A 16,653-nucleotide genomic window follows, 5' to 3' on the forward strand; every position below is an offset into this window, starting at 1 on the left:
CACTCGACGCTGGCGTCGCAGGGCACTCGTCGGGGCTGGTTTCACTCACCCCCCGGCCAACCCGCCGCCAGCGCGTCCAGGCAGAGCGCCGTCATCGTCCACGGCGTCCGCGTCTTCAAGATCGCCCACTTCACGCGCAATCCCGGCCTGCGGATCGGGCTGTGGCGCTTCGCGGCCCAAGTCTCCGTCCTTCGGCGTGGGCACCTTGGCCGTATCGTCGACACCCTTACCGTTCGTAGCGTCACGCGTGTTCATCTCGCCTCTCCTCGTGTGTCTTTCGAGGCTACGGCGCGGGCCGTGAACACGGCTGCTGGATGGTGTCAGGATGATGCAGTGATCATGTGCCGCCACAGAGCACTACTGCAATCACTGCGCTCGCGCCCCGCCGCCTCTGGCAAAACGCGCACAGCCAATGGAGCGAGTGCCTGCCATTGCACTCGCGTGAATCGCGCTGTCACACCACTCCATGCCCTGCCACAAACACCGCCCCGTCACCTCCACCGCCGCTCTGCCGCAGCCGGCCTTCTACCTCCAGTGCATCCAGCGACACATCGGCACCAAGGTCAGTCGCCACACCTTCCAGCGTCAACCCCACCCACCGATCGCGGCCGGCATGCTTGGCGCGGTACAGCGCCGCGTCGGCGATGCGCAGGCTCAGCGGCCAGTCGCCGCCGGGGTGGGCGGGGAACAGGCTGACGCCCATCGACACGGTGAGGGCGATGCGCCCGTTCGGGCGCACCAGTGGGTCGGCCTGCAGGCGCTCGCGCAGGCGGCGGAACAGGCGCGGGGCGTCGGCCAGGGTGCCGCCAGGGCAGATCCACAGGAACTCCTCGCCGCCCCAGCGGGCGATGATGTCCGAGCTGCGCGCGCAGTCGCGCAGCAGGTCGCCGAGGTGCATCAGGGCGTGATCGCCGCCTTCGTGGCCGTGCAGGTCGTTGACGCGCTTGAAGTGGTCGATGTCCAGCAGCGCGATCAGCAGCGGTTCCTGGGTGCGCTCGGGCGTCGCTTCCGCCTCGCGCGCCTGCAGCCAGGCGGTGACGTAGCGGCGGTTGCGCAGACCAGTGAGCGCATCCTCTTCGCTCTGGCGGCGAATGGTGGCGGTGAGTTGTTCCAGTTCGCGGTGCTGGGTCTGGATCTCGTCGTTCTTGCGCGCCAGTTCGGCGTTAATGCGCCGGCGCACGCGGCCTTCACGCACCTTGAGCAGGAAGAAGCCGGCCAGCGCCAGCAGCGCGGTCAACAGGCCGTAGAGCACGCTGCGCTGGCGCTGTTCGCGCGCCTGCAGTTGCGCGTAGGCGGCCTGTTCGGCGGCGCGGGTGCGGCCGAGCGCGGCCAGCTCGCTCTTCTTGCGCGCCAGGTCCACCGCCGATTCGAGCTCGGCGATGCGGGTCTTGGATTCGACGTTCACCGCGTCGTCGTTGACCGCCTTGTATTCGCGCATCAGCACCAGCGCCTCGTGGTCGCGGCCGAGCGCGTCGAGGTTGTCGATCATGCGTGGGTACAGTTCCAGCCGCCGCGGCACGTTGTCCGAGTGCGCGAACAACTGCCGCGAGCGCTCGAACGCGGTGGCCGCGGCCTCGCGCTGGCCGAGGTCCGCCAGGGCGACGCCAAGGTTGGAATAGACGATGGCGGCTTCGCCGTTGTCGCCGTGATCGCCACCACGCGCAACGTTCTCCAGCGCCGCGGCGGCTTCGCGCAACAGCGGCAACGCCTCCTGCGGGCGACGCTGGCGACGCAGCACGTTGGCGAGGTTGTTCAGCGGCCCGATCACCGACGCCTTGTCGTCGGCGCGCGCCGACGCCAGCGCCTGCCGGTAGATGGCCTCGGCACGCGGCAGTTCGTTGGCGCCTTCGTAGGCCGAGCCGAGGTTGTTGAGTACGTCCGCGCGCGCCAGTCCCTTGCGCGGCTTGGCGTCGTAGGCGGCCAGGGCACGCTGGCCGTACTCGATCGCCTTTTCCCACTCGTGGGCATACACAAACACGCCGGTGGCGTTGTGCAGCATGGCGGCGTCGTCCGGTTTGCCCAGCGCCTTGCCCACGCGCTCCACTTCAAGCACGGCGGCGATGGCATCGGGCATGCGGCCCTGCTGCGAGGACACGATGAAGATGATCTGGTTGGCGTTGTACTCCACCAAGTCGGGATGGGTGCGCACCTTCGACAAGGCGATACGGGCGACGCGCAGGGCGTCGTCCTGCGCGCCCATCAGGTAGTAGGAAGCAGCGAGCATTCGCCACAGTTCAGCGATCTTTGGTTCGTCCGGCAGTTCTTTTTCCAGGCGCCGCATCTCGCCCTCAAGCTGGGCGATGCGAGCAGCATCGCGGGGCCGCCAGATGTCGCCATTGAGCTTTTTGAGCAAACGCAGCCGCTGCTGCGGCGACAACGGCTGGGTGAGCAACGCCGAGCCGATGGACACCACGGTGTCCGGCTGACCCGCCGCGGACGCCGCGTCCACCAGTTCCAGGCCAAGGGGAATCAAACCTTGCTTGTCGGCCGCGGCCTCCCACGCCGGCAAGCCCATGCGCAGCGCAGCCGCCGGGTCTTCGGCGCGCACGGCCTCCACGCAGGCCGGCAAGGCCTGCGCCGGCGCGCATACGGGCGCTGACGCTGTCTGTGCCACCGCGCACGGCACCAGCACGCCCCACCACAGCAGCGCCCCGAGCGACTGCCAAACCAAGCGACTGCGCACTGCCTTCTCCCCCAAGATGCCGCGGCGCACGCCGGAGCCCTGGGCACGGCAACTGCCGGCGCAATCTGGTTCCCCGCGTGTCGCTGCCGATGTGCAGCGACGCCGACCCGTGCGCTGCTATCGGCCGCGAAGGCGATTTCTTGAGTCCCATCCCGCGCTGGAACCGACGTAGCGCACGCTATGCCAGCAGGGGCGCACACCAGTTCGGACCGCAGCTAGCCCCTCTCCCACCGGGAAAGAGGTTGGGGTGAGGGTCGGGAGCACGCCGCGCACCACATATCTCGGATCCGACGCCCTCATCACAGCGGCGTCAGCTGCCGGAGCTGTGCGTCATCGGGAAACGCCCGCACGCGGTAGCGCGGCGGATACAGCGGCGGCTGCGGCTGCATCAGGTCGCCGACTGCAGTAATCGCCTCGTCCCAGGCCACCACGACGACCTCGTCCCCCTCGGCGTCGTCGCGCGGGACGATCAAGGCAATCCGGTCGGCCCTGGGCAGCAACGTGTCGACGCCCTTGGTCCAGGTACAGAGCGAAAACTGCCGTGCACCGTCGTCGCGCTCCTGGTAGACGCTGAACGATGCGACGAAGATGTCCTGGCCGGTGGCGTCGTGCAGCTTGTCCAGCGCCGCCTTCTGGTCGGCATAGGCAGGCGCGTCCAGCAGCCGGCGCAGGTCCGCCTGGCGCTGGCGCTGCTCGGGCAACGCCAGCGCGAACGGCACGATGCGGCGCGCTTCGTCGTAGGTGAACACCAGCGCCGACACGCTGCGACCGTGCGCGGCCGCTTCCACGCTCAGTTCCAGCATCGCGCCGATGGCGGCCGCGTCGCGATCCCCCACCACCAGCAGGCAATCGCGCGCCGGCAGCATGAACAGCGGATTGCCCGCCACCGGAACGCGGTACAGCACGTCGGGCAGCAAGGCACGACTGGTGTCGTAGGCGTCCTGCCATGCGCCGCGGAACACGCCCGGTGCGACTTCGACGAAATGGTCGGCGGTTGCCTCGCGCAGATTGTCGCGGGCGATGGCCAGGCCTTCGTCCAGGGTGATCCCCCATGCCGCGCGCGGCCCCTGGAACAGCGTGGATATCGTGTCCGGCAGATCCAGCGCCAGCAGCTCGACGCAATCCTCGGCAATGTCGCGCCACGCATACGGGAACGGCGCATCGAGACCCTTCTCGAGCACGTGCTCCAGCCGCAGCTCCTCGAACATGCCGCGATTGCGGATCACCGGCATCAGCGTCGCGCGCACCTCTTCGAATGTCTTTTCCCGGCCACTCTCTTCCTGTGCGTTGAGCGATGACGTCACATAGGCGCGCAATGCCTCGGCGCGGCCCTTGCGCGGCGCGGTCTTGTAGGCCTGATAGGCGTTGTGCAGATAGATGGTGTAGCCGTTGCCGCCGACCAGCCGGAACGCGTCGGGCTGATAGACCAACTCCTCGCGATAGCCGCGCGCGCGCAGGGCGTCGGTGTACATCCTGGCGAAGGCATCGGGGCTGGGCGTGCGGTTGAACAGCGTATCGAACAGTGCAGCGAACATCGGCGGTCGTCCTTGTCGAATGGCGGCATGCGGGTGCCGCGGCATGCTAGCGCAACTGTGCTGTCGCACAGATGGACATGGACTGCCGCTTGCGTGAAGGCAACTCGGCAACTCCGATAGCGCGAAGCCGCCAGCAGGCACGCGCGCGCTGTTCGATCAGCCGTCCACACGCCCGCACGCATTCCCGGCGCGATGCCTCACGCAGCTCGGTGCGTGCAAATAAAAAAGCCCCGCTGTCGCGGGGCTCTTTGGAGACTCGGCGGCTCCTTCTCCCGCGTACGGGAGAAGGAGCCGCGTGCCGCCTGCGTCAGGCAAACGGATCCTGCAGCACCATGGTGTGCTCGCGGTCCGGGCCGGTGGAGACGATCGAGATCGGGCAGCCGGCCAGCTCCTCCAGCGCGCGCAGGTAGGCGCGGGCGGCGGGCGGCAACTCGTCCCACACGGTGATGCCGTGGGTGTTCTCGCTCCAGCCCGGGAACTCGAGATACACGGGGGTGCACTCTTCCCAGCCCTGCGCGTCCAGCGGCGCGTATTCGGTGCGCTTGCCACGGTATTCGTAAGCGATGCAGACCTTCAGCTTCTCCATGCCGTCGAGCACGTCGAGCTTGGTGATGCACAGGCCGGAGATGCCGTTGATGGCCACCGCGCGCTTGAGCGCGACGATGTCCATCCAGCCGCAGCGGCGCGGGCGGCCGGTGGAGGCGCCATACTCGGCGCCACGGTCGCGGATGCCCTGGCCGATCTCGTCGTCCAGTTCGGTCGGGAACGGGCCGCCGCCGACGCGGGTGGCGTAGGCCTTGGCGATGCCCAGCACGTAGTCGATGTCCTGCGCGCCCACGCCGGTGCCGGCCAGCGCGCCGCCGACGGTGGTGTTGGAGCTGGTGACGTAGGGATAGGTGCCGTGGTCGATGTCCAGCAGCGCACCCTGCGCGCCTTCGAACAGCACGCGCTTGCCCTGCTTGCGCAGGTCGTGAAGGATGCCGGCGACGTCGGACTTCATCGGCTGCACGTACTCGCCGAAGGCCAGCGCTTCGTCGAAGGTCTTCTGGAAGTCGACCGCTTCCACGCCCAGGTACTTGGTCAGCACGAAGTTGTGGTAGTCCAGCGCGGTGCGCAGCAGCTCTTCCAGCTGCGGCGGGTAATGCAGGTCGGCGACGCGGATGCCGCGGCGCGCCACCTTGTCTTCGTAGGCCGGGCCGATGCCGCGGCCGGTGGTGCCGATGGCCTTGCCGCCGGCGGCCTTCTCGCGGGCCTGATCCAGGGCGATGTGGTACGGCATGATCAGCGGCGCGGCCGGCGAGATCTTCAGGCGCGAACGTACTTCCACGCCGGAGGTCTCCAGCTCCTCGATCTCCTTGCGCAGCGCGGCCGGGGAGATCACCACGCCATTGCCGATCAGGCACAGCGCGTCGGCGCGCAGGATGCCGGACGGGATCAGGTGCAGGACGGTCTTCTTGCCGTTGATGACGAGGGTGTGGCCGGCATTGTGGCCGCCCTGGAAGCGCACGACGGCGCCGATTTCCTCGGTGAGCAGATCGACGATCTTGCCTTTGCCTTCATCGCCCCACTGGGCGCCGAGCACGACAACTGACTGACCCATGGCTGGGTAACTCCTGGTTTGCTGCGCGACCGTCGGGGCCACGCGGATGTGGTGGCCGTGCGGGGACCGACTGCCGCCAGTGCGGTTGCTCCATCGGGGAGCGTCCAGGCGGCGGCGGACCCATACACGGAAAAAGCCGGTCCAGACGCTCGCGTGGAGCGGGCCCGGCCGGCTTTTGTGCATTATCCGGGTTTTGGGTGGCGGTCACCACCCCCTGGCTGGTTGCGTTCAGGCCCGGCGATCGCAACCCGCCTGGCTCAGCCGCGCACCCACCACAGCGCCAGCAGGCCCACGCCGACGGCAATGGCGCCGGCCCCACGCAACTGCCGCGGCGGCATGCTCAACATCTGCTGGACCATCCGCCGCCATGCCTCCGGCGCGGCGAACAGCAGCAGGCCTTCGAGGATCACCATCAGACAGACCGCGGCGATGAGATCGTGCATGGCGGTCTCCGGTGACGCTGGGCCGCAGCCCGAGGATGGAAGTAGGAGCGGCTTCAGCCGCGACACGCATTACTGGGAATGCCGGTCGCGGCTGAAGCCGCTCCTACAGATGCCTGGCGACCGGGAACCCGCTCTTGCGAATCCCCAATCCCCACTCCCCACTCCCACCCCTCAGCGATCGCTCTTGAGGTACTGAAGGAACGGATCGTTCTTGTCGAGCACGATCACGCCGTTGCCGTCGGCCATGGCGCCGCGGTAGGCCTCCAGGCTGCGGTAGAAGGCGTAGAACGACGGGTCGGCGGAGCCGGCCTTGCCGTAGACGCTGGCGGCCTCGGCATCGCCTTCGCCGCGCAGCTTCTGCGCGTCGCGCTCGGCCTCGGCGACCAGTACGGTGCTCTCGCGGTCGGCCTGGGCACGGATGGTCAGCGCCTGCTCCTCGCCCTCGGCGCGCAGCTTGGCGGCTTCCTGCTTGCGCTGCGCGCGCATGCGCTCGTACACGTCGGTGATCACCTGGCTGTCGGTCGGCAGGTCGATCTGCTTGATGCGCAGGTCGACGATCTGCATGCCCAGGGTCTTGCTGGCCGCGTTGATGGCCACCAGCTGCTTGGCGATCAGTTCGCTGCGGTCGCCGGACACCAGCTGCTGCAGGGTGCGCGAGTTGATCTGGTTGCGCAGCGAGTCGGTGATGATCGGCGCCAGCAGGCTGTTGGCCACCTTCTCATCGCCGCCAGTGGTGGCGCGGTAGAAGGCGCGCACGTCGGAGATGTAGCCGATGGCGAAGAAGCTGACGCTGACGTCCTTCTGTTCGGCGGTGAAGTAGCGCGCGGGGGTGGTGTCGATCACCTGGAAGCGGCGGTCGAACATGCGCACCGACTCGACCAGCGGCACCTTGAAGTGCAGGCCCGGCTTGAGGTCGGCGCGCACCACGCGGCCCAGGTTCAGCACCATCGCCGCCTTGTCCTCGGGCACCACGAACACCGAGCTGAGCAGCGCGAACAACGCGACCACGGCAATGCCGGCCCACAATGACAGTTTCATCGCTGGATCTCCTCACGGCCGGTCGGGCGCGGCGTGCGCTCCGGGTTGCGGACACTCTCGGCCGAACTGCTGTTCAAGGACGGCATCAGCACCTCCTGCGGCACCGTCGGCAGCGATCCGCCGGTGGTCGGCGAGGTCGGCGGGGTCGACGTGGCGGGCGCCTTGCCCTCGGCCGGCATCGGCACGTAGATCAGCTGGCGGCCGTCGCCGCCGATGACCTTGCGGTTCTCCGCCAGCACCTGCTGCACGGTCTCCAGCCACAGCCGCTTGCGGGTGACCTCCGGCGCGTTCTGGTACTGCTGCTGCAGCAGGGTGAAGCGCTCGGCGTCGCCCTGCGCGCGGGCGATCGCCGCTTCCTTGTAGCCTTCGGCGACGGTGCGGGTGCGTGCCGCCTGGCCGCGCGCCTCCGGCACCACCTTGGCGGCGTAGGCCTGGGCCTCGTTGATCAGCCGCTCCTTGACCTGCTGGGCACCGTTGACCTCGTCGAAGGCCGACTTCACTTCCTCCGGCGGACGTGCGTCGGGCAGGGTCAGGCCGGTCACGATCAGGCCGGTGTGATAGGCCTTCAGCGCAGCCTGCAGGCGCTCGCGTGCGGCCACCGCCATCGGGCCGCGGTTGTTGAGCACCGTGTTGAGATCGGAACGGCCGATCTGTTCGCGCACCGCGCTCTGCGCGGCCTGCTCCAGCACCAGGTCGGCGTTACGCGCGCCGAACACGTAGGTACGCGGGTCCTCGACCCGGTACTGCACGTTGAGCGAGACGTTGACGATGTTCTCGTCACCGGTCAGCACCGGCAGCTGGCTGTCGAAGGTCTTGATGCGGGTGGCATCGACCTTGCGCACGGTCTCGATCGGCCACGGCAGCTTGAAGTTCGGGCCGGGCTGCAGGATCCGCGAGAACTGGCCGAAGCGCAGCACCACGCCGCGCTGCTGCTCGCCGATCAGCTGGAAGCTGCTGAACAGCAGCAGCAGCAGCACCACCGCGCCCAGGATCCAGCGGCCGATGCCGCCGCCGTCGCCGAACAGGTCCTTCAACGGACCGGGCAAGCCGCCCCACTTTCCTCCCCCACTGCCGCCACGCGGCGGCCAGGGACCGCGCCCGTGATTGTCCGGGCCGTCTCCGCCCTTGCCGCCAGGTGTGTTCCAGGCCATGCATGCTCCAAGAAGGAAGGTGGCGACGCGTCGGTCACGCGCCGGTCACCGGATAATGAGTCGCCGATTCTACAAGATGGGGCAGGCCCGCCGTTTCGAAAGGGTATCTTGGTGCATTCCTGCGTGCCGACCAAGGTGTTCCATGTCCGTTCCCGCCCAGTTCTCCGCCTTCCGCATCCACCAGGACACCAGCGGCTACCGCGCCGGCATCGCCCCGCTGTCGCTGGACCAGCTCAACGACGGCGAGGTGGTGATCCGTGCCGCCTGGTCCTCGGTGAACTTCAAGGACGCGCTGGCCGGCACCGGCCAGGGCAAGATCCTGCGCCGCTTCCCGCTGGTCGGCGGCATCGACGTGGCCGGGCAGGTGGTGGCCTCCAGCGACCCGGCGTTCAAGGAAGGCGATGCGGTGCTGGTCACCGGCTGCGGCCTCAGCGAGACCCGCGACGGCGGCTACAGCGAGTACGTGCGCCTGGAGTCGAAGTGGGTGGTGCCGCTGCCGGCCGGGCTGAGCCTGCGCGAGAGCATGGTGCTGGGCACCGCCGGCTTCACCGCGGCGCTGGCGCTGCTGCGCCTGCTCGACAACCGCCAGACCCCGGCGCACGGCCCGCTGTGCGTGACCGGCGCCACCGGCGGGGTCGGCTCGCTGGCGATCGACATCTTCAGCCGCGCCGGCTTCGAGGTGCATGCGGTCAGCGGCAAGGCCGACCGCGCCGCACAGCTCAAGGCCTGGGGCGCCACCCAGGTGCTGGGCCGCGAGGCCCTGCAGACCACGCGGCCGCTGGACTCGGTGCGCTTCGGCGGCGGCCTGGACAACGTGGGCGGGGCGATGCTGACCAGCCTGCTGGCGCAGACGGCGCCGTACGGCAACGTCGCCAGCGCCGGCCTGGCCGCGACCGCGGAGCTGGACATGACGGTGATGCCCTTCATCCTGCGCGGGGTGTCGCTGCTGGGCATCGGCTCGGCCGGCACCGCCCGCGACCTGCGCGACCGCATCTGGCAGCACCTGGGCAGCGACTGGAAACCGCGCCACCTGGACACGATCTGCACCCGCGAGGTGGACCTGGCCGGGCTGCCGGAGGTGTTCGCCACGATGCTGGCCGGGCAGTCGTTCGGGCGCACGGTGGTGCGGCTGGATCCGAGCGCGTAGCCACGCCGACGCTTTGTGACACGCAACGCTTTCCGCCCTCGCGTTGCTGCCACTACACTCGGAGCCTCCTAGGGGGAACCACATGGCACGCATTCTGATCGTCGACGATTCGCCGTCGCAGTTGCTGGGCATCCAGCGCATCGTGGAAAAACTGGGGCACGAAACGATCACCGCCACCGACGGCGCCGCCGGCGTGGAAGCGGCCAAGGCAGCCTTGCCGGACCTAGTGCTGATGGACGTGGTGATGCCCAACCTCAACGGCTTCCAGGCCACCCGCACCCTGCGCCGCGAGCCGACCACGCAGAACATCCCGGTGATCCTGGTCACCACCAAGGACCAGGACACCGACCGCATGTGGGGCATGCGCCAGGGCGCCCGCGCCTACATCACCAAGCCGTTCTCCGAGGACGAGTTGTACGAGGTGATCGAGCGGGTGTTCAGCGGCGAGGATGCGCCGTAGAAGCCGGGATTGGGGATTGGGGAGTGGGGATTCGTAAGGGCGGGTTTACGGGCAGCGTTTGAGTGCGCGGCGTAAGGCCGCATGCAATCGGCGCGCCTTGTAGGAGCGGCTTCAGCCGCGACAGGCGTTACCGGTAACGCCTGTCGCGGCTGAAGCCGCTCCTACGACGCGACAGCGCGGGGACACCGCTCTTGCGACTCCCCACTCCCGACTCCCCAATCCCGCCTCACTTCATACGGCTTCGCCAAACGCCTTGGCCAACCCGCGATACGCCTTGCGCTGCGCTTCGGTTTCCGGCGCGGGCGCCAGCACTTCCAGTTCGACAATCTGGTCGCCCGGCGGGGTGCCCGGCAGGCCGCGGCCGCGCAGGCGCAGCTTGCGGCCGGCATCCGATTCCGGGGGGATCTTCAGTTCCACCGCCCCGCCCAGGGTCGGCACGCTGATGCTGGTGCCCAGCGCCGCCTGCCAGGGCGTCACCTGCAGGGTGTAGAGGATGTTGCGGCCGTCCACCTCGAACTGCGGGTGCGCGGCGTACTCGATCTCCAGCAGCAGGTTGCTGCCGCCGTTGCCCTGCCCGCTCAGCCGGATCACCTGGCCGGGACGCACGCCCTTGGGCACGCGCACGTCCAGTTGCTTGCCGTTGATGGTGATGCGCACGCTGTCGCCGGCATACACCGCTTCCAGCGGCACCGCCAGCTTGGCGCGGGTATCGCCGCGCGGCGCGCCCGGCCCCGGACCCGGGCCGGCGCCGCCCTGGCGGGCGCGCTGCTGGCGGGCGAACAGGCTCTCGAAGAAATCGCTGAAGCCGCCGCCGGCGCCGCCGTTGCCGAACACTTCCTCGAAATCGAAGCCCTGCGCGCCGCCGTAGTTGGGCGGCGCGTGGAACTCCTCGCCCGGGCGGTAGCCCTGCGCGCGCAACTGGTCGTAGGCGGCGCGCTTGGGCGGGTCGCGCAAGGCCTCGTAGGCCTCGTTGACGGCCTTGAACTTTTCCTCGGCCCCAGGCTCCTTGCTGACGTCGGGATGGTACTTGCGCGCCAGCCGCCGGTACGCGGTCTTGATCTCGGCATCGCCGGCGCTGGGTTCCACGCCCAGGGTCGCGTAGTAATCCTTGAATTCCATCCATCACCTCAAAAAAGAGTCGGCCCGCCGCCTTGCGGCAACGGGCCGGTTGCATGCACTGCGCCATCGCCCGGCCATTCTACGGCCGGCGGCGAGGGCGCGGCGTCGCGAGGGCGACGCCGCTGCGGGCGGGCGCTTACTGCACGATCGTGGCCCCGGTATCGACCTGGATGCGACGCGGCGTGCTCGCCGGACGCTTGGGGATGCGCACTTCCAGCACGCCATGGTAGCCGGTGGCGGAAATGCCGTCCGGATCGGCGCTGTCGGGCAGCGCGAAGCGGCGGTGGAAGCTGCCGTAGCGGCGTTCGATACGCGAGAAGCGCTCGCTGTCGGCGGCCGATTCGCTCTTGCGCTCGCCCTTGATCGACAGGATGCCCTTGTCCATCGACACCTCGATCTCCGACGGATCGATGCCCGGCAGGTCGGCGTACAGCACGAAGCGCTCCGGCTCCTCCTTGATGTCCACGCGCGGCACCCACTGCGCGGTGACGACGGCCGATTCGTCGGTGCCGCCGTTGGGGTCGAAGAAGCGGTCGAACACCTGCTTGATCTCGTTCTGGAATGCGGCCTGGGCCGGCCACTGGCGATAACGGACGATGCTCATCGTGGTCTCCTGAAACGTGAATGAGGTACACCCCCGGAGGGGCGGTTCGCGGCGGCGGGACCGGCCCGCCGTCCATGCCCGTCAGATAGGCGTGCCGCAGCGCTTTTCAAGGCGTTGACGCCACCTTCCCATTTCCGTTTCTAGACTCGGTTCATCCAAGGAGCCCGACATGCCCATCCAGACCGGCGAACGCATTCCCGAAGTGGTGCTGCAGCGCATCCGCGACGGCGTGGAAGCGGTGGATACGCGCACCCTGTTCGACGACCGCCGCGTCCTGCTGTTCGCGGTGCCCGGCGCCTTCACCCCGACCTGTTCGGAGAAGCACCTGCCCGGCTACGTGGAGCACTTCGAGGAATTCCGCAAGCGCGGCATCGAGGTGTACTGCATGGCGGTCAACGACCCGTTCGTGATGCAGGCCTGGGGCAAGAGCCAGTTGGTGCCGGATGGCCTGCAGATGCTGTCCGACGGCAACGGCGACTTCGCCAAGGCGCTGGGCCTGGAACTGGACGCCAGCAGCTACGGCATGGGCGTGCGTGCGCGGCGCTTCGCGCTGTACGCCGACGACGGCGTGGTGCGTGCGCTGTTCGTCGAGGCGCCGGGCGAGTTCAAGGTCTCCGCCGCCGACTACGTGCTGCAGCACCTTCCCGACTGAAATCCCCTTACCCACCACAGGAAACGGCCAGCCATGTCCAACAAGCCAGCCACCCCGAACACCGACGCCAAGCCGCTGCAGCACACCGCCGGCCTCACCGACACCGCCACGCTGCGCGCCAACGCCCGCCAGAGCATCGAGGACGGCGCGATCACCAAGAGCTACAGCGCCGACCGCGAGGCGGTGATCAAGATGCTCAACGACGCGCTCGCCACCGAATACGTGTGCGTGCTGCGCTACTACCGCCACTACTTCATGGCCGCCGGCATGCTTGCCGATGCGGTCAAGGCCGAGTTCCTCGAGCATGCGCAGCAGGAACAGGCGCACGCGCACAAGCTGGCCGAGCGCATCGTGCAGCTGGGCGGCGAGCCGGACCTCAATCCGGACACGCTGACCGCGCGTTCGCATGCCGAGTACAAGGAAGGCGAGGATCTGCGCGACATGGTCAAGGAAAACCTGATCGCCGAGCGCATCGCCATCGACAGCTACCGCGAGATGATCAACTTCGTCGGCGACAAGGACACCACCACCAAGCGCATCCTGGAAGAGATCCTGGCCCAGGAAGAAGAGCATGCCGACGAGTTCTCGGACATGCTTGAGGGCTGGATCGGCAAGTAAGCCGGATAGGCTCACGCCCTCTCGTAGGAGCGGCTTCAGCCGCGACAGGCCGTCCTGATGACGCCTGTCGCAGCTTAAGCCGCTCCTACGGTCTTTGTTGTCTGACGCGCAAAGTTGAAGCCAAAGCCAAGGCTTTCGCCTTGCGGCGAGTTACTTTTCTTTGCTTGTGCAAAGAAAAGTAACCAAAAGAAAGCACACCCTGCCTCGCGCCCTCCGCGCTGACGCTCTCCGGGTCCGCGTCCATCCCGGGGATCCGCGGAAGGGGCATCCTGCCCCTGCCGCGGACGGCGCACATCCATGTGCGCCGCCCTTTGGGTGTTTCCCCGCGATGGCCGCCGCTTCGGAAGGGAACCCGGCAAGCCAAAAGCAAGAGCTAGAGCAACAGCCAAAGCAAAAGCCAAAGCCAGCGACCGCGACTCCCATAGGACTCGCGGTTATCGGTGTCCGTGAATGATGTGGGAGGGACTTCAGTCCCGACTGCTTCCGAGGTCGGATCGCCCGCCTACTCTGATCGTCGTCGTTGCGTGACAGTTGGCTTCTACGAGCGCGCGCCACTGCTGCTCAACGCAACACCCGGAACCGCACCTGGGTCCAGGCGCCGTTGCTGGCGAGGGCGGTCAGGGTGTGGTCGCCGGCGTCGGCAAAGTCGCGCTGGAAGGTGCGCGCGCCCTCGGTGCGGGCGATCCAGCGGCCGTCCAGCAGCCAGTCCACCGGGGTGCTCGTGCCCAGCGCGCGCACCTGCAAACGCACCGTGGTGCTGCCCGGCGCGCGCGCCAGGGTAGCGCGGTCGTTGAGGCCTTCGATGCGCAAGACGTCGCTGCGGCCGCGGCCGTCGTCGCGGCAGTCCGGCGCCAGCGCCGGCAATTGCCCGGCCTGACGCTCGCTGGCGTGCAGCCACGGCGTCAGCAGCGCCGGCCAGCGCGCCAGTTCGCGCGTCACCGCCACATGCGCTTGCGCGCAGTCCGGCGACAGCCGCAAGCCGCTGTGCGCATCCACCTGCACGGTCTCGCGGCCGGCGCTCCACAGCCGCGCGTCGCGCTCGGCGAAGGTCGGCGGCACCGCGCCGTCCAGCGCATAGGCCGAGAAGCGGCGCTGGCACAACGACGGCGGGGTCTGCTCGGCGGCGATGCCCAGCGGCCAGCACACGTCCACCTGCTGCACCGTCGCCGGCATCGGCAGCGGGGCGTTGTCCCCGCGCAGGCGCGGCAGGCTGTCGATGGTCTCGAACATCAGCGGCAACGCGGTCACCGCGCCGTACTGGCCGGGCAGCGGCGTGCCGTCGGGGCGGCCCACCCACACGCCGACGGTGTAGCGGCGGGTGCTGCCGATCGCCCAGGCATCGCGGTAGCCGTAGCTGGTGCCGGTCTTCCAGGCCACGCGCGGGCGCGTGCCGACGTCGAAGGTGCCGATGCCGTAGCCCGGACGTGGATTGGCCTCGAGCATTTCGCGCACGATCCAGGCCGCGCCGGGCGACATCAGCCGCCGCTCGATGCGCTGGTCGGTGGCGCTGTAGCGCACGTGGCCGGCGATGCCGTCGCGGTTGAGCGCGGCGAAGGCGCCGACCAGTTCCTCCAGCTTCGCGCCGGTGCCGCCGAGGATCAGCGCCAGGTTGGGCGTGCTGCCGCGCGGGAACCGCAGGCCGATGCCGGCGTTGCTCAGGCGCGCGGCGAAGCGCGCCGGCCCCACCCGGTCGAGCAGGTCCACCGCCGGTACGTTGAGCGACAGGCGCAGGGCGCTGGCGGCGCCGATCGGGCCGTTGAAGGCTTCGTCGAAATTGCCCGGGCGGTAGTCGCCGAAACTCTGCGGCGCGTCGACCAGCAGGCTTTCCGAATGGATCAGGCCATCGTCCAGGGCCATGCCGTACAGGAACGGCTTGAGCGTGGAGCCGGGCGAGCGCCAGGCCTGCACCATGTCCACGTCGCCGAGCCGGCGGCGGTCGCCGAACTGCACCGAGCCGATGTAGGCGCGCGCCTGCAGGTCGCGATTGTCCACCACCAGCAAGGCCGCGGAGGTGCGCTCGGGCAGTTGCGAGAAGTAGGCGCTGACCCGGTCCTCCAGGGTGCGTTGCAGGTCGGCATCGAGGGTGGAGACGATGTGCGCGGCATGCGGGTGTTGCTGGCGCAGGCGCTCGGCCAGCAGCGCGGCGTGCAGCGGCGTCTGCAGCGAGCGCGCCACCACCGGTTCGATGCGCGCGTCGTCGACCTGCGCGCGCGGCCACACGCGCAGCGCGACCATGCGTTCGAGCACCTTGTCGCGCGCCACGCGCGCGGCGTCCGGATGCCGGTCCGGGCGCAGCCGGCTCGGCGCCTGCGGCAGCACCGCCAGCAACGCGGCCTCGGCCTGCGACAGGCGCGCAGCCGGCTTGCCCAGATAGGCCCAGCTCGCCGCTTCCACACCTTCGATGGTGCCGCCATAGGGCGCGCGCTCCAGGTACAGCTGCAGGATCTGCCGCTTGCTCAGGTGTGCTTCCAGCTGCAGCGCGCGCAGCGCCTGTTGCGCCTTGCCCCACGGCGTGCGCGTGCTGACCTCGGGCGGCATCAGGATGCGCGCCACCTGCATGGTCAGGGTGGAGCCACCGGAAACGATGTGGCGCGAGAACAGCCACTGCTTGGCCGCGCGCAGCAGCGCCCAGGGATTGACCCCGGGGTGATGCCAGAACCAGCGGTCCTCGTAGTTCAGCAGTGCCTGCAGGTACAGCGGCGACACACTGTCCGGCGTGGCCGGATAGCGCCAGACGCCGTTGCCGTCGGCGAAGGCGCGCAGCGGGCTACCGTCGGCGGCCACCACCAGGGTCGAGGTGTCGCGCGACTTCGGCAGCGGCAGCGGGAACGCCAGGTCCAGCAACAACAGGCTCGACAGCAGCGCCACCGTGCCCCAGCGCAGCCACGGCAGCAGGCGCGTCCAGCGCTGGGGGCGCCGCGCGGCGTGCGAGGCGGCGGTGTCGTCCAGTGGCATGCGGGCTCCCGATGGAAGCGGCCATTTTGCCTGCTGCGGCGGCGACGCGGCGAGCGGGATCGCCCCGGCGCGTAGGGCGTCACCGGCGATCCATGGGGCCGGCGTCGAATACCGCCAACGGTTCGCGGTTGCCCGCGACGCGATTGGACGCGCGGGTGTGTTGTAGGAGCGGCTTCAGCCGCGACGGGCGTTATCGGAAACCCGTCGCGGCTGAAGCCGCTCCTACAACGGCGTGGAGTCTCCCGGAGACGCGCAATGCCAGCACGTGGTGCATGGGCCAGATCCCACCGAGCATCTCCCCCCACCCTACGCCAGCGGCAGGCGCAGCGTCGCCACGCTGCCGGGTGCATCGGTGCGCGCCTCCAGGCGCAGGCTGTCGCCCTGCGCCTCCAGGATCTGCCGCGACAGCACCAGGCCGATCCCCGAACCGCCGGGCTTGGTGGTGAAGAACGGCACGAACAAGTTGTCGCTGGACGGCAGGCCGGCGCCGTTGCGCAGGCGCTATCGGGCGTCGCGCTGCTGCCGGCACCTTAGCGCCGCGGTCACCAGCAGCATGCACAACAAACCGCGTTGACCCATTGACTCGGCTGCGCGGCGACCGCGACACGCGCGATCGCCGCGTCCTCAAACAGTCGCGCACCGACCGAC

14 protein-coding genes and 1 pseudogene are annotated in these 16,653 nt (G+C 69.0%); 4 read left to right on the forward strand and 11 right to left on the reverse strand.

Going from position 1 to position 16,653, the window contains the following annotated elements:
* Nucleotides 1–45 precede the first annotated feature (45 nt).
* From NUG21_RS15205 to hflK, 7 genes are all read right to left on the reverse strand, one after another.
* Complete coding sequence (locus NUG21_RS15205) at nt 46–255, reverse strand: hypothetical protein (protein WP_263391308.1); 210 nt, start codon at nt 253–255, stop codon at nt 46–48.
* A gap of 199 nt (nt 256–454) precedes the next feature.
* Nucleotides 455–2,683 carry a tetratricopeptide repeat-containing diguanylate cyclase gene (locus NUG21_RS15210; RefSeq protein WP_263391309.1) on the reverse strand — a complete coding sequence of 743 codons (2,229 nt, stop codon included), beginning with the start codon at nt 2,681–2,683 and terminating at the stop codon, nt 455–457.
* 299 nt (nt 2,684–2,982) lie between these two features.
* Nucleotides 2,983–4,218, reverse strand: a complete 1,236-nt coding sequence (locus NUG21_RS15215; protein WP_263391310.1) for a DUF1444 domain-containing protein — start codon at nt 4,216–4,218, stop codon at nt 2,983–2,985.
* A 307-nt stretch (nt 4,219–4,525) separates the two neighbouring features.
* Nucleotides 4,526–5,818, reverse strand: coding sequence for an adenylosuccinate synthase (locus NUG21_RS15220; protein ID WP_010340110.1), 1,293 nt, complete (start codon nt 5,816–5,818; stop codon nt 4,526–4,528).
* Nucleotides 5,819–6,075: 257 nt separating this feature from the next.
* Nucleotides 6,076–6,261 carry a DUF2065 domain-containing protein gene (locus NUG21_RS15225; protein ID WP_242156410.1) on the reverse strand — a complete coding sequence of 62 codons (186 nt, stop codon included), beginning with the start codon at nt 6,259–6,261 and terminating at the stop codon, nt 6,076–6,078.
* A 171-nt stretch (nt 6,262–6,432) separates the two neighbouring features.
* A complete protein-coding gene (locus NUG21_RS15230) occupies nt 6,433–7,299 on the reverse strand; it encodes a protease modulator HflC (RefSeq protein WP_160946347.1) in 867 nt (288 codons plus the stop codon).
* A complete protein-coding gene (gene hflK, locus NUG21_RS15235; protein WP_263391311.1) occupies nt 7,296–8,450 on the reverse strand; it encodes an FtsH protease activity modulator HflK in 1,155 nt (384 codons plus the stop codon). The genes NUG21_RS15230 and hflK overlap by 4 nt, the downstream gene beginning before the upstream one ends.
* Nucleotides 8,451–8,592: 142 nt before the next feature.
* Between hflK and NUG21_RS15240 the strand changes: the two genes are divergently transcribed.
* Both NUG21_RS15240 and pilH read left to right on the forward strand, forming a co-directional pair.
* The gene (locus tag NUG21_RS15240; RefSeq protein ID WP_263391312.1) at nt 8,593–9,597 is read left to right on the forward strand and encodes an acrylyl-CoA reductase family protein; all 1,005 of its coding nucleotides are present in this window, start codon (nt 8,593–8,595) and stop codon (nt 9,595–9,597) included.
* 82 nt (nt 9,598–9,679) lie between these two features.
* Complete coding sequence (pilH, locus tag NUG21_RS15245) at nt 9,680–10,057, forward strand: twitching motility response regulator PilH (RefSeq protein ID WP_010340114.1); 378 nt, start codon at nt 9,680–9,682, stop codon at nt 10,055–10,057.
* Nucleotides 10,058–10,288: 231 nt separating this feature from the next.
* Here the strand turns inward: pilH and NUG21_RS15250 are convergent, their stop codons facing one another.
* Nucleotides 10,289–11,176: a DnaJ C-terminal domain-containing protein gene (locus NUG21_RS15250; protein ID WP_160946350.1), complete on the reverse strand. Its 888-nt coding sequence runs from the start codon at nt 11,174–11,176 to the stop codon at nt 10,289–10,291.
* 136 nt (nt 11,177–11,312) lie between these two features.
* Nucleotides 11,313–11,780 carry an Hsp20/alpha crystallin family protein gene (locus tag NUG21_RS15255; protein ID WP_160946351.1) on the reverse strand — a complete coding sequence of 156 codons (468 nt, stop codon included), beginning with the start codon at nt 11,778–11,780 and terminating at the stop codon, nt 11,313–11,315.
* A 169-nt stretch (nt 11,781–11,949) separates the two neighbouring features.
* Here NUG21_RS15255 and NUG21_RS15260 point away from each other — a divergent pair, with 169 nt between their 5' ends.
* Together NUG21_RS15260 and NUG21_RS15265 are read left to right on the forward strand one after the other, a co-directional pair.
* Entirely contained in the window at nt 11,950–12,432 is a 483-nt protein-coding gene (locus NUG21_RS15260) for a peroxiredoxin (RefSeq protein WP_160946352.1), read from the forward strand.
* Between the two features lie 33 nt (nt 12,433–12,465).
* Complete coding sequence (locus NUG21_RS15265; RefSeq protein WP_160946353.1) at nt 12,466–13,050, forward strand: ferritin-like domain-containing protein; 585 nt, start codon at nt 12,466–12,468, stop codon at nt 13,048–13,050.
* A gap of 561 nt (nt 13,051–13,611) precedes the next feature.
* Here NUG21_RS15265 and pbpC read toward each other — a convergent pair.
* Complete coding sequence (gene pbpC, locus NUG21_RS15270; RefSeq protein ID WP_263391313.1) at nt 13,612–16,005, reverse strand: penicillin-binding protein 1C; 2,394 nt, start codon at nt 16,003–16,005, stop codon at nt 13,612–13,614.
* Between the two features lie 306 nt (nt 16,006–16,311).
* A pseudogene (locus NUG21_RS15275) lies at nt 16,312–16,494 on the reverse strand (ATP-binding protein); the annotation flags it as partial.
* Between the last annotated feature and the right edge of the window lie 159 nt (nt 16,495–16,653).

It is taken from the genome of Xanthomonas sp. CFBP 8445 (assembly GCF_025666235.1).
Classification (GTDB): Bacteria; Pseudomonadota; Gammaproteobacteria; order Xanthomonadales; family Xanthomonadaceae; genus Xanthomonas_A; species Xanthomonas_A indica.